The sequence below is a fragment of the Thermaerobacter nagasakiensis genome, from assembly GCF_055396825.1.
Window position 1 is genome coordinate 477,698 of sequence record NZ_AP043740.1, and the last position, 25,841, is coordinate 503,538.

The 25,841-nt window shown below is 70.8% G+C and carries 18 protein-coding genes, 6 tRNA genes, 3 rRNA genes and 1 other RNA gene; 2 read left to right on the top strand and 26 right to left on the bottom strand.

Annotated features, from left to right (window positions below; all coding sequences use genetic code 11):
- Window positions 1–256: 256 nt before the first annotated feature.
- The 5 genes from ACZ5T9_RS01985 to metG all read right to left on the bottom strand — a co-directional run bounded on the left by ACZ5T9_RS01985 (window position 257) and on the right by metG (window position 5,540).
- Window positions 257–544: a Veg family protein gene (locus ACZ5T9_RS01985; RefSeq protein WP_006902711.1), complete on the bottom strand. Its 288-nt coding sequence runs from the start codon at window positions 542–544 to the stop codon at window positions 257–259.
- A gap of 226 nt (window positions 545–770) precedes the next feature.
- On the bottom strand, window positions 771–1,247 hold the full coding sequence (locus tag ACZ5T9_RS01990) for a ribonuclease H-like YkuK family protein (RefSeq protein WP_006902712.1): 477 nt from the start codon (window positions 1,245–1,247) through the stop codon (window positions 771–773).
- Between the two features lie 70 nt (window positions 1,248–1,317).
- Entirely contained in the window at window positions 1,318–2,280 is a 963-nt protein-coding gene (rsmA, locus tag ACZ5T9_RS01995) for a 16S rRNA (adenine(1518)-N(6)/adenine(1519)-N(6))-dimethyltransferase RsmA (RefSeq protein WP_464833643.1), read from the bottom strand.
- Between the two features lie 309 nt (window positions 2,281–2,589).
- Window positions 2,590–3,474 (bottom strand): TatD family hydrolase, encoded by an 885-nt coding sequence (locus ACZ5T9_RS02000; protein WP_464833644.1) that lies wholly within the window; start codon window positions 3,472–3,474, stop codon window positions 2,590–2,592.
- Entirely contained in the window at window positions 3,471–5,540 is a 2,070-nt protein-coding gene (gene metG / locus ACZ5T9_RS02005; protein ID WP_464833645.1) for a methionine--tRNA ligase, read from the bottom strand. Before metG ends, ACZ5T9_RS02000 begins: the two co-directional genes overlap by 4 nt.
- Window positions 5,541–6,534: 994 nt before the next feature.
- On the opposite strand from metG, the gene ACZ5T9_RS02010 reads away from it, so the two are divergent.
- Complete coding sequence (locus tag ACZ5T9_RS02010; protein WP_464833646.1) at window positions 6,535–6,783, top strand: AbrB/MazE/SpoVT family DNA-binding domain-containing protein; 249 nt, start codon at window positions 6,535–6,537, stop codon at window positions 6,781–6,783.
- A 496-nt stretch (window positions 6,784–7,279) separates the two neighbouring features.
- Here the strand turns inward: ACZ5T9_RS02010 and rsmI are convergent, their stop codons facing one another.
- The 21 genes from rsmI to ACZ5T9_RS02115 all read right to left on the bottom strand — a co-directional run bounded on the left by rsmI (window position 7,280) and on the right by ACZ5T9_RS02115 (window position 25,079).
- On the bottom strand, window positions 7,280–8,494 hold the full coding sequence (rsmI, locus tag ACZ5T9_RS02015) for a 16S rRNA (cytidine(1402)-2'-O)-methyltransferase (protein ID WP_464833648.1): 1,215 nt from the start codon (window positions 8,492–8,494) through the stop codon (window positions 7,280–7,282).
- An 8-nt stretch (window positions 8,495–8,502) separates the two neighbouring features.
- A complete protein-coding gene (locus ACZ5T9_RS02020) occupies window positions 8,503–9,507 on the bottom strand; it encodes a hypothetical protein (protein ID WP_464833649.1) in 1,005 nt (334 codons plus the stop codon).
- A 61-nt stretch (window positions 9,508–9,568) separates the two neighbouring features.
- Window positions 9,569–9,898: a cyclic-di-AMP receptor gene (locus ACZ5T9_RS02025; RefSeq protein WP_464833650.1), complete on the bottom strand. Its 330-nt coding sequence runs from the start codon at window positions 9,896–9,898 to the stop codon at window positions 9,569–9,571.
- Window positions 9,899–10,121: 223 nt separating this feature from the next.
- On the bottom strand, window positions 10,122–10,874 hold the full coding sequence (tmk, locus tag ACZ5T9_RS02030) for a dTMP kinase (RefSeq protein WP_464833651.1): 753 nt from the start codon (window positions 10,872–10,874) through the stop codon (window positions 10,122–10,124).
- 169 nt (window positions 10,875–11,043) lie between these two features.
- Window positions 11,044–11,115: transfer RNA gene (locus tag ACZ5T9_RS02035), tRNA-Asn, on the bottom strand.
- 179 nt (window positions 11,116–11,294) lie between these two features.
- Window positions 11,295–11,411: ribosomal RNA gene (gene rrf, locus ACZ5T9_RS02040) — 5S ribosomal RNA — on the bottom strand.
- 103 nt (window positions 11,412–11,514) lie between these two features.
- Window positions 11,515–14,499, bottom strand: a 23S ribosomal RNA gene (locus tag ACZ5T9_RS02045).
- Between the two features lie 241 nt (window positions 14,500–14,740).
- Window positions 14,741–16,299: ribosomal RNA gene (locus tag ACZ5T9_RS02050) — 16S ribosomal RNA — on the bottom strand.
- Together the 16S, 23S and 5S rRNA genes with 3 tRNA genes alongside form the textbook arrangement of a ribosomal RNA operon.
- A gap of 308 nt (window positions 16,300–16,607) precedes the next feature.
- A tRNA-Glu gene (locus tag ACZ5T9_RS02055) sits at window positions 16,608–16,680 on the bottom strand.
- Window positions 16,681–16,684: 4 nt separating this feature from the next.
- Window positions 16,685–16,755: transfer RNA gene (locus ACZ5T9_RS02060), tRNA-Gln, on the bottom strand.
- Between the two features lie 485 nt (window positions 16,756–17,240).
- A complete protein-coding gene (gene gltX, locus ACZ5T9_RS02065; RefSeq protein WP_464833653.1) occupies window positions 17,241–18,767 on the bottom strand; it encodes a glutamate--tRNA ligase in 1,527 nt (508 codons plus the stop codon).
- Between the two features lie 252 nt (window positions 18,768–19,019).
- Window positions 19,020–19,310: a pro-sigmaK processing inhibitor BofA family protein gene (locus ACZ5T9_RS02070; protein WP_464833654.1), complete on the bottom strand. Its 291-nt coding sequence runs from the start codon at window positions 19,308–19,310 to the stop codon at window positions 19,020–19,022.
- Window positions 19,311–19,329: 19 nt separating this feature from the next.
- Window positions 19,330–19,542: a YaaL family protein gene (locus ACZ5T9_RS02075; protein ID WP_464833655.1), complete on the bottom strand. Its 213-nt coding sequence runs from the start codon at window positions 19,540–19,542 to the stop codon at window positions 19,330–19,332.
- 477 nt (window positions 19,543–20,019) lie between these two features.
- Window positions 20,020–20,619 (bottom strand): recombination mediator RecR, encoded by a 600-nt coding sequence (recR, locus tag ACZ5T9_RS02080; RefSeq protein ID WP_006902726.1) that lies wholly within the window; start codon window positions 20,617–20,619, stop codon window positions 20,020–20,022.
- A 16-nt stretch (window positions 20,620–20,635) separates the two neighbouring features.
- The gene (locus tag ACZ5T9_RS02085; RefSeq protein WP_006902727.1) at window positions 20,636–20,968 is read right to left on the bottom strand and encodes a YbaB/EbfC family nucleoid-associated protein; all 333 of its coding nucleotides are present in this window, start codon (window positions 20,966–20,968) and stop codon (window positions 20,636–20,638) included.
- Window positions 20,928–23,273, bottom strand: coding sequence for a DNA polymerase III subunit gamma/tau (dnaX, locus tag ACZ5T9_RS02090; protein ID WP_464833656.1), 2,346 nt, complete (start codon window positions 23,271–23,273; stop codon window positions 20,928–20,930). Before dnaX ends, ACZ5T9_RS02085 begins: the two co-directional genes overlap by 41 nt.
- A 73-nt stretch (window positions 23,274–23,346) precedes the next feature.
- Window positions 23,347–23,610: signal recognition particle sRNA large type (ffs, locus tag ACZ5T9_RS02095), an RNA gene on the bottom strand.
- Window positions 23,611–23,680: 70 nt separating this feature from the next.
- Window positions 23,681–23,767 (bottom strand) — tRNA-Ser (locus tag ACZ5T9_RS02100).
- Window positions 23,768–23,910: 143 nt separating this feature from the next.
- Window positions 23,911–23,997 (bottom strand) — tRNA-Ser (locus ACZ5T9_RS02105).
- 162 nt (window positions 23,998–24,159) lie between these two features.
- Window positions 24,160–24,762, bottom strand: coding sequence for a tRNA adenosine(34) deaminase TadA (gene tadA / locus ACZ5T9_RS02110; protein WP_006902729.1), 603 nt, complete (start codon window positions 24,760–24,762; stop codon window positions 24,160–24,162).
- Window positions 24,763–25,006: 244 nt separating this feature from the next.
- Window positions 25,007–25,079 (bottom strand) — tRNA-Arg (locus ACZ5T9_RS02115).
- Between the two features lie 265 nt (window positions 25,080–25,344).
- Between ACZ5T9_RS02115 and ACZ5T9_RS02120 the strand changes: the two genes are divergently transcribed.
- Window positions 25,345–25,797, top strand: coding sequence for a QueT transporter family protein (locus ACZ5T9_RS02120; RefSeq protein ID WP_464833657.1), 453 nt, complete (start codon window positions 25,345–25,347; stop codon window positions 25,795–25,797).
- Window positions 25,798–25,841 lie beyond the last annotated feature (44 nt).

The window sequence follows — 25,841 nt, forward strand, 5'->3', positions numbered from 1 at the left end:
CCCCGCCGCCAGGGGCTCCCGTGGAGCACCAACCGTCAGGGCATACCTTCGGCACAAACCCATGAGCACTTCGTCCTGAAGGGCGCAGCTCCTGTTCCCCCGCGTACGGGACGCGTTCCTCCCGGCGCCGGCGGGTGCCGGCGGGCGTCGGCGACCGTGCGCTGGAGCGGCCGTGCGTGCAAACGAAAAAGAGCACCGCGCCTGCGGTGCTCCCGCCCCTGCGCCTTTTCGGCCCCACCGGCCGGCGGAGACGCCGTCAACTGGCCGATGAGGCCGAAAAGTTCAGCTTCTTGCGCTCGTTGCCGTTGTACACGCTGACCTCTACCATGGCGGTCAGCAGGTCGGCATAGGTATACGACAGCCTGCGGTTCTGGTACTCCTCGTCCAGCTTGATGACGAACAGGTTGGGATAGGTCTTCTCCAGGGTGCCTTCCCGTTCGACGATGCGCCGGCGCCCCTTGTTGGCGCGGATGCGGACCCGCTTGCCCACGTAGTTCTCCAGGTCTCGCCGGATCTCGGCGAGCACGTTCCGCGACTCGCCCACAGGAACACCCCTTTTGCCCCGCAAGCTCAAGCCCCATTATACTGCATTCACCCGGGCGAGTCAAAAGCGGTAGTCTACCAGAGGCCTTTTTCGAGTGTCAAGCGCGAATTGTCGGTGAGCCCAACCGCCGCTCCGCGACCGCCGCCCCACCGCGTGGAGGGGGCTTTCCAGGGACCCGCAGTGCGCGTGCCGCACTCCAGGGGCGCGGCACGCCGGCAGGCCGGTGTCACTTGGTGTAGCGGTCGGCCACCGAGGAGGCCGCGTAGGAGTCGGGCTTGATCTTGGCGTCAAAGCCGCTGCCGACCACCATGCCGACGATCTCCCGGATCAGGTCCCGGGTCTCGCCCTGCATGCCCACGTCCAGGTGGATCTCCACGTTGGGCAGCCGCCCGCCCCTCTGGGCCAGCCGCTCCGCCAGGCGGGTGGCCAGGGACAGGCTCAGGCTCGCCTCGTAGAAGATCTTCTGCCGCAGGCTGGTGATCTTCCGCTGCTTGCGCACCTGGTAGAAGTACCGCGCGCCCTTCCCCAGCCGGTGGATCACTACGGCCGTGACGAACTGGGTCTGCTGCCGGACCTGGGAGTCGGTGCCGATGATCAGCTTGTACTGGGCATCGGGTTCGGCACGGATGTAGTCCAGGATCTCGGCACACAGGCCGTCGAAGGAGAGGGCACCGCGGGTTGGGCTGATGAAGGGTGTCTGCACGGCCATTCCCCCCGGCCGGAAGCCCGCTGCGAGCCGCTGCAAGGATTGCCGCTTGAGTGCTCGTTGTTCTTCAGTGCTCGTTATTCATTATATCCAAGGACGGCCCGCCGCCGGGCAGGGGCGGTCGCCCTGGGGGGAACAACTGATTGGCCAGGCGCGCAAACCCTTCCAGATCGACGTTCTCGGGCCGGGCTCCCGGGTCGATCCCGGCCGCCCGGCACGCCGCCTCGGCCTGCACCCGCTCCACCGCCGGATGGGCCGCCAGGGCGTTGGCCAGGCGCTTGCGGCGTTGGCTGAACGCCGCCCGCACCAGCGCGAACAGGGCCTCCGGGTCGGCCACCGCCACCGGCGGGCGCAGGTGGGGCCACAGGCGCACCACCGCCGAGTCCACCTCCGGCCGGGGCCAGAAGGCACCCGCCGGCACGGTGCCCAGCCGCTCCACCCGGGCATGGTAGGCGACGAAGACCGTCAGCGCGCCGTAGGCCGCGGAGCCCGGCGCAGCCACCAGCCGGTCGACCACCTCCGCCTGCAAGGTGAGCACGGCCCGCTCCCACCGGATGGGAGCTTCAAGCCAGCGCACCAGGAAAGGCGACGTGATGGCGTAGGGAAGGTTGCTGGCCAGCTTGACCGGCCCCCCCGCCGGGTCTTGGCGTGACGCCAGGCGGTCCAGGTCGACGGCCAGGATGTCCCCCTCCACCAGCTCCAGGTTCGGCAGGTGCCCCAGCCGCTCCCGCAGGGCCGCGGCCAGCCGGCGGTCGACCTCCACCGCCCGCACCCGGCCGGCCCGCTGCGCCAGGCGCTCCGTCAGGGCGCCCAGGCCCGGTCCCACCTCGATCACCAGATCGTCCGGGCCGGGTTCCACCGCGGTGACGATCCGTTCCGCCCAGTTGTCGTCGACCAGGAAGTTCTGTCCCAGCCGCCGGCTGGGCCGCACGCCGTACCGTTCGAGCCACCGGCGCAGCTCGGACCGGTGGGTGGCCCTGTGGACCCCGGGCCCCCTTTCCTGGCCCTGCATGCCGGACGAACCTGCCACACCCCGTGCCTCCTCGAACAGCCCCGTGGTACCGGCGGGATCCGGGCCGGGACCGGTACCCGGGCCGGGGCCGCCTGGCCCGGTACCGCCGCCCCGACGACCATCCCCACGGCGGCACCGGCTGACCCGCGTGGACCGGCTGACCAGCGTGGTTCCAGGTGGCCGGCCAACCTGGCGGCCGCGCGGCCCGGCCCCCAGCGTCATCGCCGGCGCGGGCCGCCGGCACCGCCGCTGCCCGGCTCCGCGGATCCTGCCCGCCTGCCGGGTCGCGGTTCCGGCCGGCCCGGCGCCGGGGCCCGCTCCTCCCGTCTAGAGGCCTTCGCCCCCCGCCGGGCGGCCGGCTTCCTCCCCCCGGGGCGGCCCCGACGGGGCCACCGGGGGAAGGGCGAGCCGGAAGAGCCGGGCCGCGTTGGCCGTGGTCTGGGCGGCCAGCCGGTCCAGGGGAAGCCCGCGCTCGGCGGCAATCCGCTCGGCCACCAGCCGAACCCAGGCCGGCTGGTTCCGCCGGCCCCGGTGGGGATGGGGCGCCAGGAAGGGCGCGTCCGTCTCCACCAGCAGCCGTTCCAGGGGCACCGCCCTGGCGGTGGCTCGAGCGTCCTCGCCGTTCTTGAAGGTCACCGGCCCGTCCAGCCCGATGAACCAGCCCGCCGCGGCCCAGCGGGCGGCCCAGTCGGGACCGGCGCTGAAGCAGTGCAGCACGCCTTCCACCTGCGGCCGGCCCGGCGCCGCCAGCAGGTCCCAGAGGTCGTCCACCGCGTCCCGCTGGTGGATGATCACCGGCAACCCCAAATCCGCCGCCAGCTCCAGCTGGGCCAGGAAAGCCTTCTTCTGCTGGGCTTCCCCCGCGCGGCCGCGGTGGTAGTCGAGCCCGATCTCCCCGATGGCCACCACCCGCGGGTGGGCGGCCAGGCGGCGCAGCTCGGCCAGGGCCGCGGCGGTGCACTCCCCGGCGCTGTAGGGATGGATGCCCACCGCGGCGTAGACGTCCTGATACCCCTCGGCCAGGGCCACGGCCCGGCGGGAGCTTTCCAGGTCGATGCCGATGGTGATCATGGCCACCACCCCGGCCGCCCGGGCGGCGGCCACTACCTGGTCCCGGTCCCGGTCGAAGTCGGGGAAGTCCAGGTGGCAGTGGGTATCCACCAGGGCCACCGGGGCCGGTCCGTGGGCCTCCGCCCCCTCGCCGGGCCTCACCGGATCCGGCTCCCTTCCCCGATGGGCCGGTCGGTGGTGAGCAGGGCCAGCCCCTGGCCATCCTCCGCCGCTAGGACCATGCCCTGGGATTCCACGCCGCGGATCACGGCGGGTTTGAGGTTCGCCACCACCACGATGGTCTTCCCCACCAGTTCCTCCGGCCGGTAATGGGCAGCGATCCCCGCCACGATCTGGCGGCGTTCCCCGCCCAGGTCGACCTCCAGGCGCAGGAGCCGGTCGGCCCGCGGGTGCTTCTCGGCGTGGATCACCCGAGCCGTGCGCAACTCGATCCGCCCGAACTCTTCAATGGTCACCTGGCCGGCCGGGGCGGCGCCGCCGCCGGCACCGGCCGGACCGGCCGCTGCCGCCGTCCCGGCCTGGGGCGTGGGCTTGGTCCCGGCAGCCGCCGCCACCGCAGGGCCCGCCGGCGCTGCCGTCACCCCATCGCCGGCCTCCCGGGCCGCCGGTTCGTCCAGCTCGATGCGCGGGAACAGGGGCTGGTCGCGAACCACCCGCGCCCCCGCCGGCAGCTGCCCCCACTCCAGACCCTGCTGCCAGCCTGCCGGCCGGTAGTCCGGCCCCAGGCCCAGCTGGGTCCAGAGCCGGGCCGGCGTCTCCGCCAGGAAGGGCGAGAGCAGCACCCCGACCACCCGCGCCGTCTCGGCCACGTCGTAAAGAACGGCCTCCAGCCGGTCCTGCCGGCCCTCCCGGCGCAGCGCCCAGGGTGCCTGTTCGTCGATGTACTTGTTGGCCCGGCCGATCAGGTCCCAGATGGCCTGCAGGGCCGCCGGCAGGTCGAACCGGTCCAGGGCCTGTTCCACCCGCGCCGCCGTTTCCCGGGCCGCCGCCGCCAGCACGCCGTCGCTGGCCCCGGCGGGCGGCCGCGGGATGCGACCGTCCAGGAAGCGCTGGATCATCCCCGTGGTCCGCCAGGCCAGGTTGCCCAGGTCGTTGGCCAGGTCGGTGTTGAGCCGCCGCACCAGGGCCTCTTCGCTGTAGCTGCCGTCGTCGCCGAAGGGCACCTCCCGCAGGAGGAAGTAGCGCACCGGGTCGACGCCGTATTTCTCGATCAGCTGCACCGGGTCGATCACCTGGCCGCCCGCCCGCGACTTGCCGATCTTGCCGCCGTCGATCAGCAGCCAGCCGTGGCCGTACACGCAGCGGGGCAGGGGCTCGCCCAGGGCCATGAGCAGGGCGGGCCAGATGATGGCGTGGAAGCGCAGGATGTCCTTGCCGATCAGGTGGACGTCCGCCGGCCAGAAGCGTCGGTAGAGCTCGCCGTCGGGCCAGCCCAGGGCGGTGATGTAGTTGGCCAGGGCGTCGATCCAGACGTAGATCACGTGGTCCGGGTCGAAGGGCACGGGGATGCCCCAGCGGAAGGAGGTGCGGGACACCGAGAGGTCCTGCAGCCCCTGGCGGATGAAGGCGATCACCTCGTTCCGCCGGCTGGGCGGCTGGATGAACCCGGGGTGCCGCTCGATGTGCTCCAGCAGGGGCTCGGCGTACCGGGAAAGCCGGAAGAAGTAGCTTTCCTCCTGCAGCCGCTCCACCGGCGTCTCGTGGACCGGGCAACGCCCCCCGTCCAGCAGCTCCGCCTCGGTGTAGTAGGCCTCGCAGGCCGTGCAGTAGAGGCCTTCGTAGACCCCCTTGTAGATATCCCCCTGGTCATACAGGCGCTGGAAGATCTGCTGCACCCGCGCCTTGTGCCGCGGCTCGGTGGTGCGAATGAAATCGTCGTAGCTGATGTGCAGCCTCTGCCAGAGCTGCCGGGTCGCCTCCACGATGGGATCGATGTACTCCAGGGGCTCCTTGCCCGCCTGGCGTGCCGCCCGCTCGATCTTCTGGCCGTGCTCGTCGGTTCCGGTGAGCAACCAGGTCTCATCGCCCCGCAGCCGGTGGTAACGGGCCAGGGCATCGGCGGCCACCGTGGTGTAGGTGTGCCCGATGTGCAACCGGTCGTTGGGGTAGTAGATCGGGGTGGTGATGTAGAACCGGCCCCGGCCGCGGCCGGCCTGCGACCCGGCCGGCTCCTGTGCCGGGAACTGCGTTGCCGACGAACCTGCCATCACCGTGCACCTCCTGTCCTCCGCTGGGCTGGAAGATGGGCCCGGGCCGGGCAAAAGAAAAAGCCCCGCGCCCGGCAAGGGCGAGGGACTCTCGCGGTACCACCCTGCTTCACCCGCCCCTTGCGGGGACGGGCCTTGGCACCCCGCCAGCGCCAGGCCTGACGCCGCGTTGCCTGCACCAGCGGGGCTTGCGCGTTCACGGGCGCACCCGGCCGGGCCTACTGGGCTGGCGCCGTTGGGCCGGCGGCTCCGGGGCCATGTTCGCCGGGCGGACGGGCGGGCTTGCACCATCCCCGCCTCGCTGGGGCGTCCGGACCGGTTACTCATCCCCTTCATGGCCTTTGCTATTACTATGGTTCCGGACCGGTGGCCTGCGGGTTTCGGGGGAAGACCCCCTTTTCCCGGGTTCCTCCCGCTCGCGCCGTATTTTGGCTTGGCCGTGCCCCCGCTGTCAAGTTTGCCGGCACCGGGGCCGCTCCCGCGCGCGCAGCCGCCCTGGCCCGCCGCTCCTGGTCCTTGGCCTGGGCCCGTTGCAACGTCGGCGCCGGGGCTGGCGAACCAGCCCGCCCTCGGAGTCACCTCGCCTGCGCTTGCAGCCGGGATCATGGCCGGACCGGCCGGGACAACCGGCTGGGGTGTCTCCCTCGCCTAGGCGTCACCACCGCCTTCCAAGACCGCAAGCGGGCGCCCCGACCGCCCTTCGGCGAGCGCTTGCGGATCCGCAGCCGGACCGGGGGTCCGGGACCCGTCCGGGCGTGCCGCGGCCCGGCAGGGTGTTCGACGGTTCGGCCGGGGGTTCCGCCCCAGGCCGGGTTCACCGCCGCCCGGCCTGGCGTTCCCCGGCAACGCCGGTGGCCCCGTTCCGTAAGCTTTTTCCCACCCAGCCATTCCGTTGGCGTTGTCGAGATGTGTCTTGACGTTTTTTGGTACTGGTGCTACGGTCTTGATAGAGGGGCAAAAGAAATCAGCGGTTAAGGGGGCCTCTGGGTAAATGATGAAGTCTACGGGTATTGTCCGCAAGGTGGACGAACTGGGCCGCGTGGTGATCCCCATCGAGCTGCGGAGGACCCTGGACATCAAGGAGAAGGATTCGCTGGAGATCTACGTTGACGGCGACAAGATCATCCTGCGCAAGTACGAGCCCGCCTGCATCTTCTGCGGGAACGCCTACAACGTCGAGAACTTCAAGGGGAAGAACGTCTGCAAGAGCTGCATGGCCATCATGGCCACCCGGGCGAGCTGAGCGAACCGGGCGACCGGACCGGGCCCGCTCGGACGGCATCCGCAGGGGAGACACCCGCCAGGCTGGTGCGGCTCCACGGGGCAGGCGGCCGCGCCGCCAATCCGGAACCGGTTGGGGGCAGAACCGGGACGGAGCCTGGCGTAGGTGGAACCGGTGCGATCGGGGCGTGACCCGTCACCGCCAGGTGCGTGGACCAGACGGACCTTCACCACCATCCGGCAGGGACGGCCGCCGTGGGCAGCAGGCGGTTTGCTGCAGGTGGGGGTGGCTGCCAGGGGCGGTGGCAAGGACCGCCTGGCAGGGGGTCCGGGCCCCGGGGTCGGGCCAGGGATGCCCGGCAGAGCCTGACCGGGGAGCGTTGCCGGCGATGCATACAAACGTGGAAAAGAGTGGGGCCCTGTACAGGGCCCCTTTCCATGATGTATGGAGCCCGCGCCCTGTCGCCACGGCCTAGTATGGGTGCGCCCTGGCCCGCCCCCCGTGCACGCCTTCCCGTTCAGGTCGTGTCCGATGGGGGACGGCCTGAACCGGCGGCGTCCAGGTAAGCACGGTACACCCGGCTGCGGCTAAGGCCGTACCGGCGTGCCACCTCCCGCGCGGCCGCGCTGGGAGCCAGGCCGGCCGCCACCCGCTGGGCCACCTCCACGGCCAGCCGTCCCGGATCGGGCGGAACGGCCTCCTGCTGCCATGGCTCCTCCGGGCCAGCAAGGGGCACCGGCTCCTCTGGCACGCTCCCTGTTGCGGGCCTATCGTCACCGGCGGGCCTGCCGTCACTGGGGCTGGCCACCCCCGCGCCGGCCGCCTTCCCGGTGCCTTCCCATCCCTCCGGCCCCTCCACCGCCCGGACCGGCCGGTTTCCGGATCGGTTCTCGCGCAGGTGCCCAGGGTCCGTCCATGACAGCGCCGGCATTGGGTGGAGGCCCGCTTCCTCGTCCGGACCTGGGCCTCCCCCGACGCTGGCCGTGCCGGCCCCCTCCCCCGGCGCCGGCCGGTCCGGCGGCACCGCAACCCCGGGAGGCGCCAGCACCAGGGTGTACTCCCCCCGCGGGGGTGCGGCTTGAAGGACCGGGGCCAGCCGGGCTACCCGGCCCCGCAGGATCTCCTCGTGCCGCTTGGTCATTTCCCGGGCCACCACCAGGTAGGCATCCGGCAGTAGCTCCTGCAGGTCCTCCAGGACCGCCGCCAGGCGGTGAGGCGCCTCGAAGAACACCACCACGCCGTCCCACCGGTGCCAGGCGGCGATGCGCTGGCGGCGACGCTCCCGCTCCCGGGGGAGAAACCCTTCGATCAGGATGCGCGACGCCGGGATGCCGGCCACGGAAAGGGCGGCCAGGGCCGCGCTGGGTCCCGGCACCGGCACCACAGGCCAGCCGGCCGCAGCCACCCGGCCGACCAGCCGGGCACCCGGATCGGCCAGACCCGGCGTGCCGGCATCGGTGACCAGCGCCACCACCTCGCCCGCGGCCAGCCAGCGCAGCACCTGCCCGGCCCGCTGGGTTTCGTTGTGCTCGTGGCAGGAGATCACCCGGCCGCGGAGTCCGTGGGCGGACAGCAAGCGCCGCGTGCGGCGGGTATCCTCGGCCAGGATGTAACCCGCCTGGCGCAGGACCTCCAGCAGGCGAAGGGTCACGTCACCCAGGTTGCCGATGGGGGACGCGCAAACGTAAAGGGTGCCCGGGCGCACCCAGTCGCCCGTCGCGCCTCCGCTCACCGGAGCGGTCACCTCCCCTGAAGCCATACCCGCCCGGGCACGACACCGGAGGGGTGTCCGGCGCCGGTCAGGGCCAGGTCACCCCGCTCCGCGTCGCGGCGACGCGAGGCCGGGGCGGCGGCACGGTCTTCAGGGTAGGCGGCGCTTGCCTGCGCCACCCCCCAGCACCGCCAACAGAAGACCTCAAGGGCCAGCTGGCGGTTGGCGTTGGCTTGCCAGGCCCGGCGGAACGCGGCCAGGGCACGGGTCCAGCCCAGCAACCGGCCGGGCGCTTGCCCCTTCTCGCCCCGCCGCAACCGCCAGACCAGGACCTCCACGGCCCCTTCCGCCCGGTCCCCCCACTCAGCCAATGTCCGGCCCACCGCCAGGGCATCAGCGGGACCGCCCCGCTCCAGGGTGGCCGCTGCTCGCTCCAGCACCTCTGCTTCCGCGGCGCAGCCGGGTTCGTCCAGATACGATCGGGCGGCGTCGGGGCGGTCGCCGCAGGCGCAGAGGGCCCAGTAGGCTGCCAGCAAGGACGACCCGGACCGGTCCGCCAGGTCCTTCGCGCGCTCCTCCCGGGGTTGCGGCCGGAAGGGAACGACCTGGCAGCGGGATCGCAGGGTCGGCAGGACGGCCGGCAGGTGGTCGGTGGTAAAGAGAAAGACGGCGAAGGGCGGCGGCTCCTCCACCGATTTGAGCAGGGCGTTGGCTGCCTGCACCGTCAGGCGGTCGGCGTCCTGCCAGAGGATCACCTTGCGCCCGCCCGCGTGAGGTCGCAGGGACAGCAGGGCCAGGAGGCGCCGCACCGCATCGATGCCGTGGCCGTCGGGCACCAGCAAATCGGGATGGGTACCGGCCGCCACCTGCCGGCAGGCGGCGCAATCTCCACAGGCTTGTCCGCTTCGCGGTGTGAGGCACAGCAGGGCCGCGGCCGCTTCCTGGGCGGCTTCCTGGTGCCCCGCTCCCGGAGGCCCGGCCAGCAGGTACGCATGGGCCACCCGCCGCGACCAGAAGGGGGCATGGTTTCGCACGCCGGCACCACGCAACGACTGGGGTCTCGCCGGTACTTGTTCGGGGGGCTGGCCATCCCGTTCAAACATGCTCGAAGCGCTCCACGTTCAGGACGAAGATGGTGGCGCCGCCCACGATCACCTCGACGGGATAGGGCACATAGGTGTCCACGGCCCCACCGATGGGCCCCAGCGGTGTCACCACCTGTTCCCGGGGCCGGCAGACCCTCTTGATGATGGCCACCACCTCGTCCACCTGGGCATCTTCGGCCCCCACCAGCAGGGTGGTGTTGCCCTCCTTGAGGAAGCCACCGGTGCTGGCCAGCGTGGTGGCCCGGTATCCCCGGTCCACCAGTTCCTCGATCAGGCGGCCGGCATCCTTATCCTGTACCACCGCCACCACCAGCTTCACCGCGGCCACCCGCCTTTCTGGTCGTCCGCCCCTCGCCGCAGGCGCCAGGGCCGCCAGGGCCGCCCTGGCCACGGGGCTGCGCGGCGCAGGACCGCTTCCGGCCCTGTCCTGCGGGCCTGTTTTAATAGCTTAATCGCGGGCACCTGTCCCGGTGCGCGGGCCGCCCGGGGCATGCGCGACCCGGATGAGCCGCCGAATTCGGACCGGTCCCTGCAAGCCCGGGCTACAGCTGGGGGCCAAGCGTGCGCTCCAGCGCCTCGCGAACAGCCTCAGCCACCACCAGGGCAGGGCGCGTGGCATCGATGACCACGATGCGACGCGGCTCGGCCCGCGCCAGGTCGAGGTAGCCCTGGCGCACCCGGTGGTGGAAACCGGTGTCGCGGCTCTCGATGCCGTCGGCCGGGCGCCGGAGGCGGGCCCGCGCCACATCGGGAGGGCAATCAAAGAGCAGCGTCAGGTCCGGTAGCAGCCCGCGCGTGGCCAGGCGGTTGACGCTCCACACCGTGGTGCCGCCAAGACCGAGCCCCGCCCCTTGATAGGCCAGGCTCGAGTCGACATAGCGGTCGCAGACCACCGTCTCACCCGCCAGGAGGGCCGGCAAGATCACCGTCTCCACCAGTTGGGCGCGGGCCGCCGCGAACATCAGCATCTCGGCCATGGGCACGGGCCTGCCGGCGCCGTCCAGCAACAGCTCCCGCAGGCGCTCGCCGAGGGCCGTGCCGCCGGGCTCGCGGACCAGCCGGGACGGGATGCCGCGGGAGCGCAGCCAGTCCATCACCACCGCCGCTTGGGTGCTCTTGCCGCTGCCTTCCCCACCCTCCAGGGTGATGAACCAGCCGCGCCGGGCGGCAGCCCGTAACGGGCCGCGTCCCGCCGGCCCGCTTGCCGCCCGGTCCTGCGCCGAGTCAGCCGCCGTGTCCTTCCCCATGTCCTGGTGCCCTACCTTGAGGAAGCCACTCAGCTGGAACGCCTGCACTCAGCCGGCGCGACCTCCACCATGGTCCTTCATAGGTTCGCCGGCCGGTACCCTATCTCCTCGACAGGATCTAGCGGAACCGCCGGTCGCGGTTCTGCTTGGGCCCGCTCGGGTTCCATAACGCCGAGAGGCGACGGCTGAACACCGTCGCCTCTCGGCTCTAGGCGTGCTCCAGCGGCAGGATTCGAACCTGCGACCCCCCGGTTAACAGCCGGGTGCTCTACCGCTGAGCTACGCTGGAACGACCATCACAGTCCCCATTATAGCCTCTGCCAGGGCACCCTACAATCCCTGTCAGAACGCCTGCCAGATCCGTACAGCGCCGTGCCCGTCGTGCCAGGTTGAAACCACCGCGGTCATCGGCCCGGAACGGCTGGGAACCGTGATGTAACTTTGAAGCTGAATAAAGTTAAAAAAGTGTTCCGGCGGCGACCTACTCTCCCGGGCGGTGACCCGCCCAGTACCATTGGCGCTGGAGGGCTTAACGGCCGTGTTCGGGATGGGAACGGGTGGGACCCCTCCGCTATGGCCACCGGAACGGTGGGGGGTTTTGCCCCTTGAGGGCGGCACAGGGGAAGGGGAGCGTGGGTGAGGCGGGAGCGGAGCAACGCTTGGCGATGGGCGGGGGGTGGAGGGATGAAGGGAGAAGGCCTCGACCGATTAGTACCGGGTCGCTGAAGACCTTGCGGTCCTTACACGCCCGGCCTATCGACCTGGTGATCCACCAGGGGTCTTACTCCCTTGACGGGATGGGAGACCTCATCTTGGGGTCGGCTTCGCGCTTAGATGCTTTCAGCGCTTATCCGGTCCCGACATGGCGTTCCAGCCGTGCCCCGGGCGGGACAACTGGGATACCAGCGGTCGGTCCTTCCCGGTCCTCTCGTACTAGGGAAGGCGCCCCTCAAGTCTCCTGCGCCCGCAGTGGATAGGGACCGAACTGTCTCACGACGTTCTGAACCCAGCTCACGTACCGCTTTAATGGGCGAACAGCCCAACCCTTGGGACCTGCTGCGGCCCCAGGATGCGATGAGCCGACATCGAGGTGCCAAACCTCCCCGTCGATGTGGACTCTTGGGGGAGATCAGCCTGTTATCCCCGGGGTAGCTTTTATCCGTTGAGTCACGGCCCTTCCACACAGGACCGTAAGATCACTAAGCCCGGCTTTCGCCCCTGCTCGACCCGTCGGTCTCGCAGTCAAGCACCCTTGTGCCTTTGCACTCCGCGCACGATTTCCAACCGTGCCGAGGGTACCTTTGGGCGCCTCCGTTACCTTTTAGGAGGCGACCGCCCCAGTCAAACTGCCCACCTGCCACGGTCCCGGACCCGGATGACGGGCCGCGGTTAGAACGCCCGCCGTCCAAGGGTGGTATTCCACCGTCGGCTCCCCCGAACCTGGCGGCCCGGGTTCGCAGCCTCCCACCTATCCTATACATGGCCGGCAGACGTTCAATGACAGGTTGCAGTAAAGCTCCACGGGGTCTTTCCGTCCAGCTGCGGGTCGCCCGCGTCTTCACGGGCCGCTCAATTTCACCGGGCCCCTCGCCGAGACAGCGCCCAGGTCGTTACGCCTTTCGTGCGGGTCGGAACTTACCCGACAAGGAATTTCGCTACCTTAGGACCGTTATAGTTACGGCCGCCGTTTACTGGGGCTTCGGTTCGGAGCTTTGGGCTTGCGCCCTAACCCCTCCCCTTAACCTTCCAGCACCGGGCAGGCGTCAGCCCCTATACTGCGCCTTACGGCTTCGCAGGGACCTGTGTTTTTGATAAACAGTCGCCTGGGCCTCTTCGCTGCGACCCCCCGGCGCTCCGGCCGCCAGGGCCTTCACCCCAGGGGGCACCCCTTCTCCCGAAGTTACGGGGTCAGTTTGCCGAGTTCCTTAGCGAGGGTTTTCCCGCGCGCCTTAGGCTTCTCGCCTCGCCCACCTGTGTCGGTTTCGGGTACGGGCACCGGAAGCCTGGCTAGAGGCTTTTCTTGGCAGTGGGGGATCGGCCCCTTCGCCCCCGAGGGGGCTCGGCGTCGCGTCTCAGGACTCCCCGGGGGATTTGCCTCCCGGGGCTCCCTACCCGCTTGCACCGGCCATCTCCAGCGGCCGGCGGTACCTACCCTCCTGCGTCCCCCCATCGCTCGTAACGGCTTCCCGGTGGTACCGGAATATGAACCGGTTCTCCATCGCCTACGCCTTTCGGCCTCGGCTTAGGTCCCGACTAACCCTGAGCGGACGAGCCTTGCTCAGGAACCCTTGGGCTTTCGGCGGGCCGGATTCTCACCGGCCTTTTCGCTACTCATGCCGGCATTCTCACTTGCCTGCGCTCCAGCCGGCCTCACGACCGGCCTTCGCCGCCCAGGCAACGCTCCCCTACCACGGGCTTGCGCCCGTCCACAGCTTCGGCGCCGTGCTTGAGCCCCGCGTCATTTTCGGCGCAGGGTCGCTCGACCAGTGAGCTATTACGCACTCTTTAAATGATGGCTGCTTCTAAGCCAACATCCTGGTTGTCTTAGCGACCCCACATCCTTTGCCACTTAGCACGGACTTGGGGGCCTTAGCTGGTGGTCTGGGTTGTTTCCCTCTCGAGCACGAAGCTTATCCCCCGTGCTCTAACTCCTCCGGTTCACCGCGCGGTATTCGGAGTTTGCCTGAGTTCGGTAACCCGCGAAGGCCCCTAGCCCAAGCAGTGCTCTACCCCCGCGCGTCAGCCCGGAAGGCCCACCCTCAAGTGGTTTCGGGGAGAACCAGCTATCTCCGGGTTCGCTTGGCATTTCACCCCTACCCACAGCTCATCCGATGGTTTTTCAACACCAACCTGGTTCGGGCCTCCACGCGGTCTTACCCGCGCTTCACCCTGGCCATGGGTAGATCACCCGGTTTCGGGTCGACCGCCTGCAACTGGCGCCCTGTTCGGACTCGGTTTCCCTACGGCTCCGGACCTGCGGCCCTTAACCTCGCTGCAGACGGTCACTCGCCGGCTCATTCTTCAATAGGCACGCCGTCAGGGCTTGCGCCCCTCCGACTGACTGTAGGCACACGGTTTCAGGTTCTCTTTCACTCCCCTCCCGGGGTGCTTTTCACCTTTCCCTCACGGTACTGGTGCACTATCGGTCGCTCGGGTATTTAGCCTTGGAGGGTGGTCCCCCCAGCTTCCCACGGGGTTCCACGTGCCCCGTGGTACTCGGGAACGCAGCAACGGAGGCCTTCCGCTTTCGCCTACGGGGCTGTTACCCTCTCTGGCCGGCCTTTCCAGACCGCTTCGGCTAGCGGACGGCTTGCTCACTCCGCCGGAGCCCTGCCAAGCTCCGCTCCTGCGCCCCGCAACCCCCGGACGGCAACGGTGGCAGCCTTCTCCACCGCCCGGGTTTGGGCTCCTCCCCTTTCGCTCGCCGCTACTCGGGGAATCTCGGTTGATTTCTTTTCCTCGCGGTACTGAGATGTTTCAGTTCCCGCGGTTCCCCTCCCGAACCTATGGATTCAGTCCGGGATGACGGGGCATTCCCCCCGCCGGGTTTCCCCATTCGGGCATCCCCGGATCAACGCCTGCTTGCGGCTCCCCGAGGCTTTTCGCAGCTTACCACGCCCTTCATCGGCCCTTCGCGCCGAGGCATCCACCGTGTGCCCTTCCTACCTTCTCGCCCTCACACGCCACCCACCCGCCGCAGCGCCAACCGCTGCCCCGCGGGTGCCCACGCGCAAGGCGCGCACACCGGCTTCCCGCGTCACGCTCTCCTGCTTCCCCTATGCCGCTGTCAAGGTGCAAAACCCAGGGCGCCCAGGCACCGGGCGACCCGGTCCTTGAAAACCGAGCAGCGCGCTTCGTCGAGGCAGGATCGACCTGGAGTGGGCCGGTGCGGTGCACCGGCGGGCACTCCTTAGAAAGGAGGTGATCCAGCCCCACGTTCCCGTAGGGCTACCTTGTTACGACTTCACCCCAGTCACCGGCCCCACCTTCGACGGCTCCCTCCCTTTCGGGTTGGGCCACCGGCTTCGGGTGTTGCCGGCTCCCGTGGTGTGACGGGCGGTGTGTACAAGGCCCGGGAACGTATTCACCGCGGCATTCTGATCCGCGATTACTAGCGATTCCGGCTTCACGCAGGCGAGTTGCAGCCTGCGATCCGAACTGGGACCGGCTTTTAGGGATTGGCTCCCCCTCGCGGGTTCGCAACCCGTTGTACCGGCCATTGTAGCACGTGTGTAGCCCTGGGCATAAGGGCCATGATGATTTGACGTCATCCCCACCTTCCTCCGGTTTGTCACCGGCAGTCCCCTGTGAGTGCCCGGCCAAGCCGCTGGCAACACAGGGCGGGGGTTGCGCTCGTTGCGGGACTTAACCCAACATCTCACGACACGAGCTGACGACAACCATGCAGCACCTGTCACCGCGCTCCCCGAAGGGCACCCCGGCCTTTCGGCCAGGTTCGCGGTGATGTCAAGCCCAGGTAAGGTTCTTCGCGTTGCTTCGAATTAAACCACATGCTCCACCGCTTGTGCGGGCCCCCGTCAATTCCTTTGAGTTTCAGCCTTGCGGCCGTACTCCCCAGGCGGGGTGCTTAGTGCGTTAGCTCCGGCACGGAAGGGGTCGATACCTCCCACACCTAGCACCCATCGTTTACGGCGTGGACTACCGGGGTATCTAATCCCGTTCGCTCCCCACGCTGTCGCGCCTCAGCGTCAGGGCCAGGCCAGGCAGCCGCCTTCGCCACTGGTGTTCCTCCCGATCTCTACGCATTTCACCGCTCCACCGGGAATTCCGCTGCCCTCTCCTGCCCTCAAGCCCGGCAGTTTCGAATGCACCTCCCCGGTTGAGCCGGGACCTTTCACATCCGACTTGCCAGGCCGCCTACGCGCCCTTTACGCCCAGTGATTCCGGACAACGCTCGCCCCCTACGTCTTACCGCGGCTGCTGGCACGTAGTTAGCCGGGGCTTCCTCCTCCGGTACCGTCAGCAAGAGGCCTTTCAGCCCCTCACCTTCGTCCCGGACGACAGGGGTTTACACCCCGAAGGGCTTCCTCCCCCACGCGGCGTCGCTGCGTCAGGCTTTCGCCCATTGCGCAAGATTCCCGACTGCTGCCTCCCGTAGGAGTCTGGGCCGTGTCTCAGTCCCAGTGTGGCCGGCCACCCTCTCAGGCCGGCTACCCGTCGTCGCCTTGGTGGGCCGTTACCCCACCAACGAGCTGATGGGCCGCGGGCCCCTCCGGCAGCGACCGCCTCACGACGGCCTTTCTTCCACACCCCATGCGGAGCGCGGACCGTATGCGGTATTAGCCCCGGTTTCCCAGGGTTATCCCCCACTGCCGGGCAGGTTGCCCACGTGTTACTCACCCGTCCGCCGCTAGGAGACCGGAGAGCAAGCTCCCCAGTCCCCCCGCTCGACTTGCATGTCTTAGGCACGCCGCCAGCGTTCGTCCTGAGCCAGGATCAAACTCTCCTCCGGAAAGTTCCCTTCCCGCAAGAGAGTCCTCTCGCGGCTCGCGCTCTTTTCGCGTTGCCCGGCCACCGCCACCCCTGCGCTCCCGCGCAGCGGCACGATGACCACCAGGCTCGCAAGGCCTGCCTCTCCACGCGCTGCTCCGTTTTCAAGGACCAGTCGTTTCGCCCGGCGCTCGTGGCGCCGACGGTTTGGTATCTTAGCAGCGGCCTTTGACCCTGTCAACACCCCGTGGCGCCGGCTTGCCGCGCGCCCGAGGCGGCCCGAGGCCGCCGCAGAAGCAGCACCCGGAAGCGAGCTCCCGGGTGCTGGTGTGCCCCGTACCGGACTCGAACCGGTGTCTCCGCCGTGAGAGGGCGGTATCCTAGGCCGCTAGACGAACGGGGCACTGCTGGGGATCCAGGATTCGAACCTGGACTACCAGGGCCAGAACCTGGCGGGCTGCCGTTACCCCAATCCCCATCATGTTGTCTCGATTCGCGAGCCTGTCAAGGCCTTCGAACCGGCGCCCCGCGGGCGCAACACGCATTATAGCACGGCATCCGCGCTGCTACAACTGCTTGGCCCCACGGGCCGGCCGGCAGGCTGTGGTGCCGCTGGGGCGTCCCGGGGATGCCGGTCCCTCCCTGCCTCGCGACGCACGGGCCGCGGCGGTCCGGCCGGGCCCTATCATACCCAAGGCTGCGGTGGAGGAAACACGGGCACGCCTGGTGCCTCTGTTCCCGATGGCGGGCAGGGAAGCCCATGACATAGCCGGAAACCGGCACCGGCAACGCCCGCCCCACGGCCCCTTAAAACCACCGCGCCAAGCACGGCCGGGGGGCGGCGGGAGGCCGGTGGCCTGGCGGTTCCCGCCGCCGGGCGGCCCTAACCGCCCGGCCGGCCGGCAGCCCGTGCCGCCACCGGCTCCGGTAGAACCGGCAACCCCGAAGGCGCAAGGCACAGCCTCAGCTGCCCACCGGCCCGCCCGGGCGCCCAGCCGGCTGCGCCGCCGCCCGCGCGGCCCGCCGCTGCCGGATCCACCCGATGGCGCGCCGGATCCGCTCCAGACAGCGCTCGCGCCCGACCCAGCAGATCACATCGAAGACACCGGGGCCCACCGTGCGCCCCGACACCGCCAGGCGCGTGGGGTGGAAGATGCGCCCGGTCCCCACACCCAGCCGCTCCGCCAGGCCGCGTAAGGCCTGTTCGATGGCCGCCTGGGTCCAGGGCTCGACCCGGGCCAGGGTCTCCGCCACCGCCTCGAGGATCGGGATGGCGTCGTCGCGGTCGAAGTGCTTGCGCACCCCGGCCTCGTCGTACCCCTCCACGTCGGTGAAGAAATAGCGGCTGGCTTCCACCAGCTCATCCAGGGTCCGGACCCGCTGGCGTACGGCGTCCAGGATGGCCCGCAGCCGCCGGCGCTCCTCGCCCTGGGGCGGCGCGTCCAGAAGTCCCGCTGCCTGCAGGCGCGGCAGGGCCAGTTCCACCACCCGGTCCAGATCGGCCTCGCGAAGGTAGTGGCCGTTCATCCAGGCCATCTTTTCCACGTCGTAGATGGCCGCGGTATGGGAGACCCGGTCCAGATCGAAGAGCTGGATCATCTCGTCCAGGGACAGGATCTCCCGGTCGTCTCCGGGGGACCAGCCCAGCAAGGCCACGTAGTTGAGGATCGCCTCGGGCAGGAACCCCTGGCGCCGGTACTCGTCGACGGCCACCGCACCGTGGCGCTTGCTCAACTTGCTCCGGTCGGGCGCCAGGATCATGGGCACGTGCGCAAACTGGGGCGGCTCCCAGCCCAGCGCCTGGTAGACCAGCAGCTGCTTGGGCGTGTTGGAGAGGTGCTCGTCCCCGCGGATCACGTGGCTTATGGCCATGTGGTGGTCATCCACCACCACGGCGAAGTTGTACACGGGCATCCCGTCGGCGCGGGCGATGATGAAGTCCCCGAACTGGGCCACGTCAAAGGCGACCTCGCCCTTCACCAGGTCGCGGACCGTCACCAGCCCTTGATCGGGCACCCGCAGGCGCACCGCCGGGCGGCGCCCTTCGGCCTCCAGTTCCCGCCGCTGGGCCTCGGTCAGATGGCGGCAGCGGCCGCTGTAGACGGCCGGCCGGCCCGCCGCCCGCGCCGCCTCGCGTTCGGCGTTCAGCTCTTCGGGGGTGCAATAGCAGTGGTACGCCTTCCCCTCGGCCAGCAGGCGGTCGAGCTCCTGCCGGTACAGGTCGAGCCGCTGGGACTGCCGGTAGGGGCCGTAGGGACCGCCCACGTCGGGGCCCTCATCCCAGTCCAGGCCCAGCCAGCGGATGCTCTCCAGCATGGGTTCGATCAATTCATCCCGCGACCGCTCGGGGTCGGTGTCTTCAAACCGGAGGACGAACCGGCCCCCGTGCTTCCGCGCAAACAGCCAGTTGAACAGGATGGTCCGGACGCCGCCGATGTGCAGGTAACCCGTGGGCGACGGCGCATACCGGACCCGCACCGGCTGGGACATGGGGCTTGCCTCCTCGCGACCGCGAACATCGCGAAATGATGCCGGACGAACCGGCCGCGCGCCGGGCCAGGGGCCGGCTCGGCCCGCCGCGGCCTCGTCAGGAGCGGCGGTATCGTAACAAAGCGGCCTGGCAGCGTCAAGGAAAGGGAGGCAGGGCCCGGGGAGGGCTGCCCAGGAAAGGGAGGCCGGGCATGGGAGGGGCACCCGGGGCGCCCCAGGGGATCGCCCAAGGGGCGCGCCCGCAGGGGGCCGCTAGGGCTGCCAGCGCGCCATCACGGCCAGCAGCGCCAGGGCCATGGCGCCGGGCAGGCCCAGGGTGCCCGCCAGCCAGGCGGTGGCCGGGTTCCACCCCACGTGGGCACCCAGAGGGGACAGCAGCAGGTTCAAGGCCAGGACCCAGCCGGACCCGACGGCCAGGTCGGCCATCAGGCGCGCCAGGGCCTCACCGGCAGACGCGGCCGTGGCTGCGCGCCAGGCAAGGGCCCCCAAAAGCACCGCGGCCAGGCCCAGGGTCCCCCAGGTGCCGTCGCCGGCGATGGCCATCACCCCGCCTTCAAGGCCTTCAAGGCGCCACCTTCCGTCCCGCCGGATCCCCGGGGTGGGCCGGCAGGCCCTGGATGCCCCGCTGGCGCGCCTGTTTCAGCAGGTAGGCGTAACGCTTTTCCGCCGCAAGCACAAGGTGGATGGCCTGGTCCACCAGGTCCTGGTCGGTGACGCATTCGAAGTACAGGCGGGCCTGCTCCCAGTCCCGCCGGGCCTCCTCGACGGCGCGCACCCAGTCGAAGGCGGCGTCGTCCTCAGGGCTGCCGGTCCGCGCTCCCCGGCCCCCAGCCCGGGTTTCCTGGCCGGGCCCGGCGGGGGAGAAGGGGAGGCGAAGCGCGCGCCGGCCTGGGGCCGGGCGCGGCCGCCCGCATCCCGCGAGGGAGGAGGAACCGTGGGGATGATGCGGAGAAGGCCCCGGACCTCCTGCGGGCCACGGGACCAGGACCTTGGCCGGTTCGTCCCCGGCCGGGCCGGCGGGCCGCCGCCGGGGCCACAGCCACCACCAGCGTCGCAGCCAGCTGCGTTCCCGTTCTGCGTGCATTCCCTTCCACGCCCCTTGCCGGCCTGGGGGTCCCGGCATGCGGTGACCCCTGTCCTATGGGTATGCGGCGGGACACGCGGGTTGAACCACCGCCGCGGCCGGCCGGCAAGAGGAAACATGGACCCAGAAGCAGGGATTTATTCCAGCAAGGAAGAGGGCTGGCGTATCCTACAGGGCCTGCCGTCCCTGCAGGGCGCGGGTCAGGGTGAGCTCGTCCACGTATTCCAGGTCCCCGCCCTCGGGCACGCCGCGGGCGATGCGGGTCACCCGGATGCCCAGGGGCTTGATCAGGCGGGCCAGATAAAGGGCGGTCGCCTCGCCCTCCACCGTGGGGTTGGTCGCCAGGATCACCTCTTCCACCGGCGGGTCCTGGCGCAGGCGGGCCAGCAGCTCGCGCACCCTGAGCTGCTCCGGCCCCACGCCATCCATGGGTGAGATGACCCCGTGCAACACGTGGTAACGGCCGCGAAACTCCCGCGTGCGCTCCATGGCCACCACATCACGGGGCTGCTCGACCACGCAGATCACCCGCGGGTCCCGCCCGGGATCCCGGCAGACAGGGCAGGGATCGCGGTCGGTCAGGTTGGCACAGACGCTGCAGTAACGGACGCTGGCACGGGCCTGCACCATGGCCTCCGCCAGGGCCCGGACCTCCTCCTGGGGGCGGAAGAGCAGGTGATAGGCTAGGCGTTGGGCCGTCTTGGGGCCGATGCCGGGCAGCTTCTCCAACTCGGCGATCAGGCGGGCAAAGGCAGGCGCGTGCTCCATGCCGGCATCGCGCTCCCTAGAAGCCGGGCAAGCCCGGCAGCTTCGGCAGCTTGAGCCCGCCCGTCACCCGGGCCATCTCGGCCTGGACCATCTCCTGGGCCTTGCGGCTGGCCTCGTTGACCGCCGCCACGATCATGTCCTGCAGGAGTTCCACGTCGTCAGGGTCGACGGCTTCCCGTGCGATCTCCAGGCGCAGCAGCTCCTGGCGCCCGTTGACCACCGCCTTGACCATGCCGCCCCCGGCCGTAGCCTCCACCTCGCGCTGGCCCAGCTCTTCCTGCAGGCGCGCCATCTCCTGCTGCATCTTCTCAAGCTGTTTCAGCATCTTGCCCATGGGGCCGAAGCTCACGCTGCCATTCCTCCTTCACCGGGATCCATTGCCCTCCAAAGAGTTCCCAGGCCGCCCTCTGCACCGCGTCCAGGTCCGGTGGCAGGTTCTCGTCGGACGAACCCGGCGCCGGTGCGGCCGCCGCCGGCGCCGGCGGAGGATCGGACGCAGCCAGCGGCTGCGTCCCCGGAAGCTGGGCCTCGGGCCCCCCTTGCCCCATCGGCGGATGGCGGCGGGCTGCCGCCCGCCCGCCGGAGTTGCCGGCGGCCCCCCTCTCCGCGGCTTGCCCCTGGGCCGGCCCCGGCGCCAGGCGTGACGCCGTGCCTGCCCCCGGGGTGTCACCGCTGCCACGAGGCGGCGCCGCTCCCCTTTCCCTCTCCTGGGCCGCGCCGTCGCCCCCGGTCGCAGGGGGTGCATCGCGTTCCTGCAGGTCCGGGGTCTGCCGGGCATGGGCACCTTGGGGCGCAGCGGGCCCAAAAGGCACCTGCATCCCGGGGTCCACCGGGGTGGTGGGGGGCTCCTGCGCCCCTGCGACCTCGGGGGCCGCCCCGTCCGCACGCCCTTCCGGCTCCCTGGCCCGCCCTGCGGCGGGGGCGGCGGCCGGTCCGTCGGCCTCCTGGGCCTGGGCCGGTGACGCCCCCGGGCCGGAAGGTGGACCACCGTTGCCGACGGTAACCCGGACCGGTACCGGCGCGCCGAGAAAGGCTTCGATGGCGCGGCGCAGCTGGGGCAGCTTGACCTCGGCCGTCCGGGCCATCCCCGGCTGGGCAAAGGGGATCTCCAGCTCGTCCCCTGCCACCCGGGGCGCGCCCGCCGCTCGCAGCAGCGCATGCAGGGCCGTCCACTCCCGCCGCCGGCGCAGGGACTGCAAGAAGCGCTCCCATTGTCGGGCCAGCGCCTGGGGCGGGGTGACCGCCGCCTGCCCCGGCGCGGCGCCGCCCTCCGCAGCGGGGTCGGGCCCCGCCGGTGCCGGGCCTGCTGTGGAGGCTTGCCCGCTCCCCCCGGTGGGCCGGGACCGCTCCCGGGCGGGCGTCCGGGTGGCCGGCCCTTCCGGCCCGGACGCCTCCGGCTCGGGCCGCTCCGGCCCGGCGGCGGGTGCAGTCGGGGGGGCGGTCGCCCCCGCCCCCCGGCCCGGCCCCCCGTCCCCGGGCCGGCCGCCCCAGGCGGTGCGGGCCGGTTCGGCGCCGGCCGGCGCCGCCGCCGTGCCATCGGCACCACCGGGAAGCCGGGCGAGCCGCTCCCCCACCGCCCGGATCAGCGCAGCCTCCAAGGCCAGGCGGGGCTGGCCGCTCCAGCGCAACAGCGCCTCCCCTTCGGCCAGGGCATCAAAGCAGGCCAGAGCGGTGGCGTCGTCCAGGGTGCGGGCCAGGGGCTCCAGCCGGGCCGCCAGGTCTTCGCCGGCATAGAGCAGGTGCCGGCTGTCCAGGCCGGAACGGAGGGCCAGCAGGTCGCGCCAGCAGGCGACCCAGTCGCGCAGGGCCTGGGCCAGGTCGACGCCCTGGGCAGCGAGGTCGGCCACCGCCCGCAGGCCGGCGCCCATGTCGCCTTCCACCACCGCGCGGGTCAGGGCCAGGATGCCTTCCCCCGGGGCGAGCCCCAGCAGCTCGGTCACCACGGCGACCTCCAGCCGGTCACCGCCCATGGCCAGGCACTGGTCCAGCAGGCTCAAGGCGTCCCGCAGGCCGCCTTCGGCCAGCCGGGCCAGCAGGCGCAGCGCTTCGGGTTCCGCCTCGACGCCCATGGCGGTGCAGACCGCCTCCAGCCGCTGGACGATCTGCTCGGGGCTCAGCCGGTGGAAGTCGAAGCGCTGGCAGCGGGAGATGATGGTGGCCGGCAGCCGGTGAGGCTCGGTGGTGGCCAGGATGAAGAGGGCATGGGCCGGCGGCTCTTCCAGGGTCTTCAGCAAGGCGTTGAACGCCTCGGTGGTCAGCATGTGGACCTCGTCGATGATGTACACCTTGTACCGCCCGCGGGCCGGCGCGTAGCGCACCCGCTCCCGCAGCTCGCGGATCTCGTCGATGCCGCGGTTGGAGGCGGCATCGATCTCCAGCACGTCCATGGTGGAGCCGTCGTTGATCTCCCGGCAGAGGTCGCAGCGGTTGCAGGGCTCGACGCCTTCGGGGGACTGGCAGTTCACCGCCTTGGCCAGGAGCTTGGCGACGGAGGTCTTGCCGGTGCCGCGCGGCCCGGCGAAGAGGTACGCGTGGGCCACACGGCCGGTGCGCAGGGCGTTGGCCAGGGTCCGGATGACATGCTCCTGCCCCACCACACCGTCGAAGCGCTGGGGCCGCCAGCTGCGGTAGAGGGCCTGGTAGGGCTGGCTCAACAAAAACCCCCCTGCCAAGAAGAAAGGGCGGCGGCGGTAGCGGTTCCGCCGTCGCCCTCCCGCAAAGGCTTGGCCGTGCACCCGTCGTCGACACCCGCACCCGGGCGCTGGCCGAACCGTGGGCTCCGGCCCGGCTACCCCGCGGCACACGCGGTGGCTCGCTTACCGTTGCTCCCTTCCGGGCCTGGCGGGGTTCACGAGTCCGCGTTGCGCGGGACCCGGCCTTCAACACCCCGTGTCCGGTGCTGGCCCCGACCGCGAGGGCCTCGGACGGGAATTCGACCCCGCTATAGCGGATTGCGGGTACAGGGCACCGCTACCTCCCCGTCTAGCACGGCCAAAGCATAAAGGTAAAGGCCAGAACCAAAACCCAAGGCAAGAAAGGCGAGTCCTGAAGACAAAAAGGGCGGAAGGGGTGGGATTCGAACCCACGGTGGGCTTGCGCCCACACACGCTCTCCAGGCGTGTGCCTTAAACCGCTCGGCCACCCTTCCTCGCCGTGGACGGTTCTCCGTCGTGCCCTGCTCGCTTTTTCAGCTGGGCCGGACCGCCGCCGGCCGTCCGGGACGGGCATCCAAGCAGCGGGCCGGGGCCGGTCCCGGGACCGGACCGCGAGTGCGGCCGGGCCGGCATCCTGCGGAAGGGGTGGGATTCGAACCCACGGTGGGCTTGCGCCCACAACGGTTTTCGAGACCGCCCCGTTCAACCACTCCGGCACCCTTCCATGCTGCCTGCGACCCGGCCATGGCCTCGCCCCCTCGGGGGGCACAGCGCCGCAGACCCCCGCCGGCCACGCTCCGGTGTTCCGCCCCGGCCCTCCCCGGCCGCCGCGACGGCGGTTCACCGCCGCCGCCAGCCGCCCCCGCCGCCGGTCCGGCCCACACGTTCAGGCGCCCGGGCCGGCTCCACCGGGATCGGGCCGCATACCGGGATCCGGGAACACGCCGCCCGGATCCCGCAAGCCCGTGTCGCGCAGCCGGCGGAAGAAGCCCCGCAATAAAGCGGCGCTGGCGTCGGCCAGCACACCGGAACGCAGCTCGACTCGGTGATTCAGTCTATCATGTTGCACCAGGTTCATCAAGCTGCCGGCCGCGCCGGCCTTGGGGTCGCGAGCACCATAGACCAGCCGCGGCACCCGCGCCAGAACGATGGCACCCGCGCACATGGGGCAAGGTTCCAGGGTGACGTACAGGGTCACCCCTTCCAGCCGCCAGCCTCCCAGGCGCGCAGCCGCTTCCCGCAGCACCAGGATCTCCGCGTGGGCCGTGGGGTCGCCCAGCCGCTCGCGCAGGTTGTGGCCGCGGGCGATGATGGCGTCCTGGTAGACGGCGACCGCCCCCACGGGAACCTCCCCGAGGGCCAGGGCGCGCCGGGCCTCGGCCAGGGCCTCGGCCATGTACCGCTGGTCCGGGTCGTCGCCGGCCTGCGCGCCACCCTCCGCGGCCGCGGTGCCCGGAGCCGGTTCGTCCGGATGAACGGTACCGGCCACTACGGCACCCCCTCTCCGAGCTGGCCGGGGCCGCCCGCGCGCCCGCCGCCTCAGGACACCGGGCTGGCGGTGCGCCCTCGGCCGGCGCACCCTCAGGCCGCGGCCGGGGACGAAAGAGGCGATGAGAAAGGCCAGAGCAGCCGGGCTCTGGCCGGGATCCGGCGGGACGGAGCGGTCTGCGGTCCAGCCGCTGGCCGGTGCCACCGGCCCCGCCCCGTGGTGCGCCCGCCATGACGCTGCACGGTGCGCCCGGGAGGACTCGAACCCCCGACGCCTTCCTTAGGACGGAAGCGCTCTTCCACCTGAGCTACGGGCGCATGTGGCGGACCGCCGGGCTACGCGCCGCCACGCGGTTATTCTATCATGGACCCTGGCCGCCGGGCGACCCGGCCTGACAGGGTTCGCCGGGGTCGCCCCGGCCGTGCGCGGGCCGGCGATGATCCTGCCGAACCCGGTGCCGCCCGGCGGTTGTCCGGCCTCCGGAATCCGGGAAGGGAAGGACGGCGTCCCGGCGCGGCGCCCCGGCCCGGCCTGGTGACGGCCGGGAAAGGAGCGACAACGGCTGAGGAAGGAGCGCATGGCATGGACCTCCGGCGCTGGTTGCGGGCGGGCATGATCGCCGCCCTGTACGTGGTGCTCACCCTGATCTTCCAGCCCATCTCCTTCGGGCAGGTCCAGTTCCGGGTGAGCGAGGCCCTCACCCTGCTGCCCATGCTCTGGGCGGAGGCGGTGCCGGGCCTTTTTGCCGGCGTGGCCCTGGCCAACCTCCAGAGCCCCTTCGGCCTCTGGGACGTGGTCGGAGGCTCCCTGGTGACCCTGGCCGCGGCCTTGATCACCCGCCGCTTCCCCTTCCACCCGGTGGGTTATCTGGCGCCCGTGGTGTTGAACGCCGTGCTGGTCGGCGGTTATCTGTCCTACCTGACCCATACCCCCTACCTGCCCTGGGTGTTGTGGATCGGCGCCGGGGAAGCGGGGGTCGTGTTTCTTCTTGGCTATCCCCTGGTTCAGGTGCTCCGCCGCCGCCAGGCGCGTTAAGCCACCGCGAGCCGAACCACCTGGCGCTCAGGCACCTCGGGCCG

Excerpts from the sequence above, each read along its gene's own strand:
- metG (WP_464833645.1), bottom strand. The coding sequence starts at position 5,540 with ATGGCAGGTTCGTCGGCAACGCAGTTCCCGGCACAGGAGCCGGCCGGG.
- ACZ5T9_RS02120 (WP_464833657.1), top strand. The coding sequence starts at position 25,345 with ATGGACCTCCGGCGCTGGTTGCGGGCGGGCATGATCGCCGCCCTGTAC.
- gltX (WP_464833653.1), bottom strand. The coding sequence starts at position 18,767 with ATGTCCCAGCCGGTGCGGGTCCGGTATGCGCCGTCGCCCACGGGTTAC.
- recR (WP_006902726.1), bottom strand. The coding sequence starts at position 20,619 with ATGGAGCACGCGCCTGCCTTTGCCCGCCTGATCGCCGAGTTGGAGAAG.
- ACZ5T9_RS02010 (WP_464833646.1), top strand. The coding sequence starts at position 6,535 with ATGAAGTCTACGGGTATTGTCCGCAAGGTGGACGAACTGGGCCGCGTG.
- ACZ5T9_RS02070 (WP_464833654.1), bottom strand. The coding sequence starts at position 19,310 with ATGGCCATCGCCGGCGACGGCACCTGGGGGACCCTGGGCCTGGCCGCG.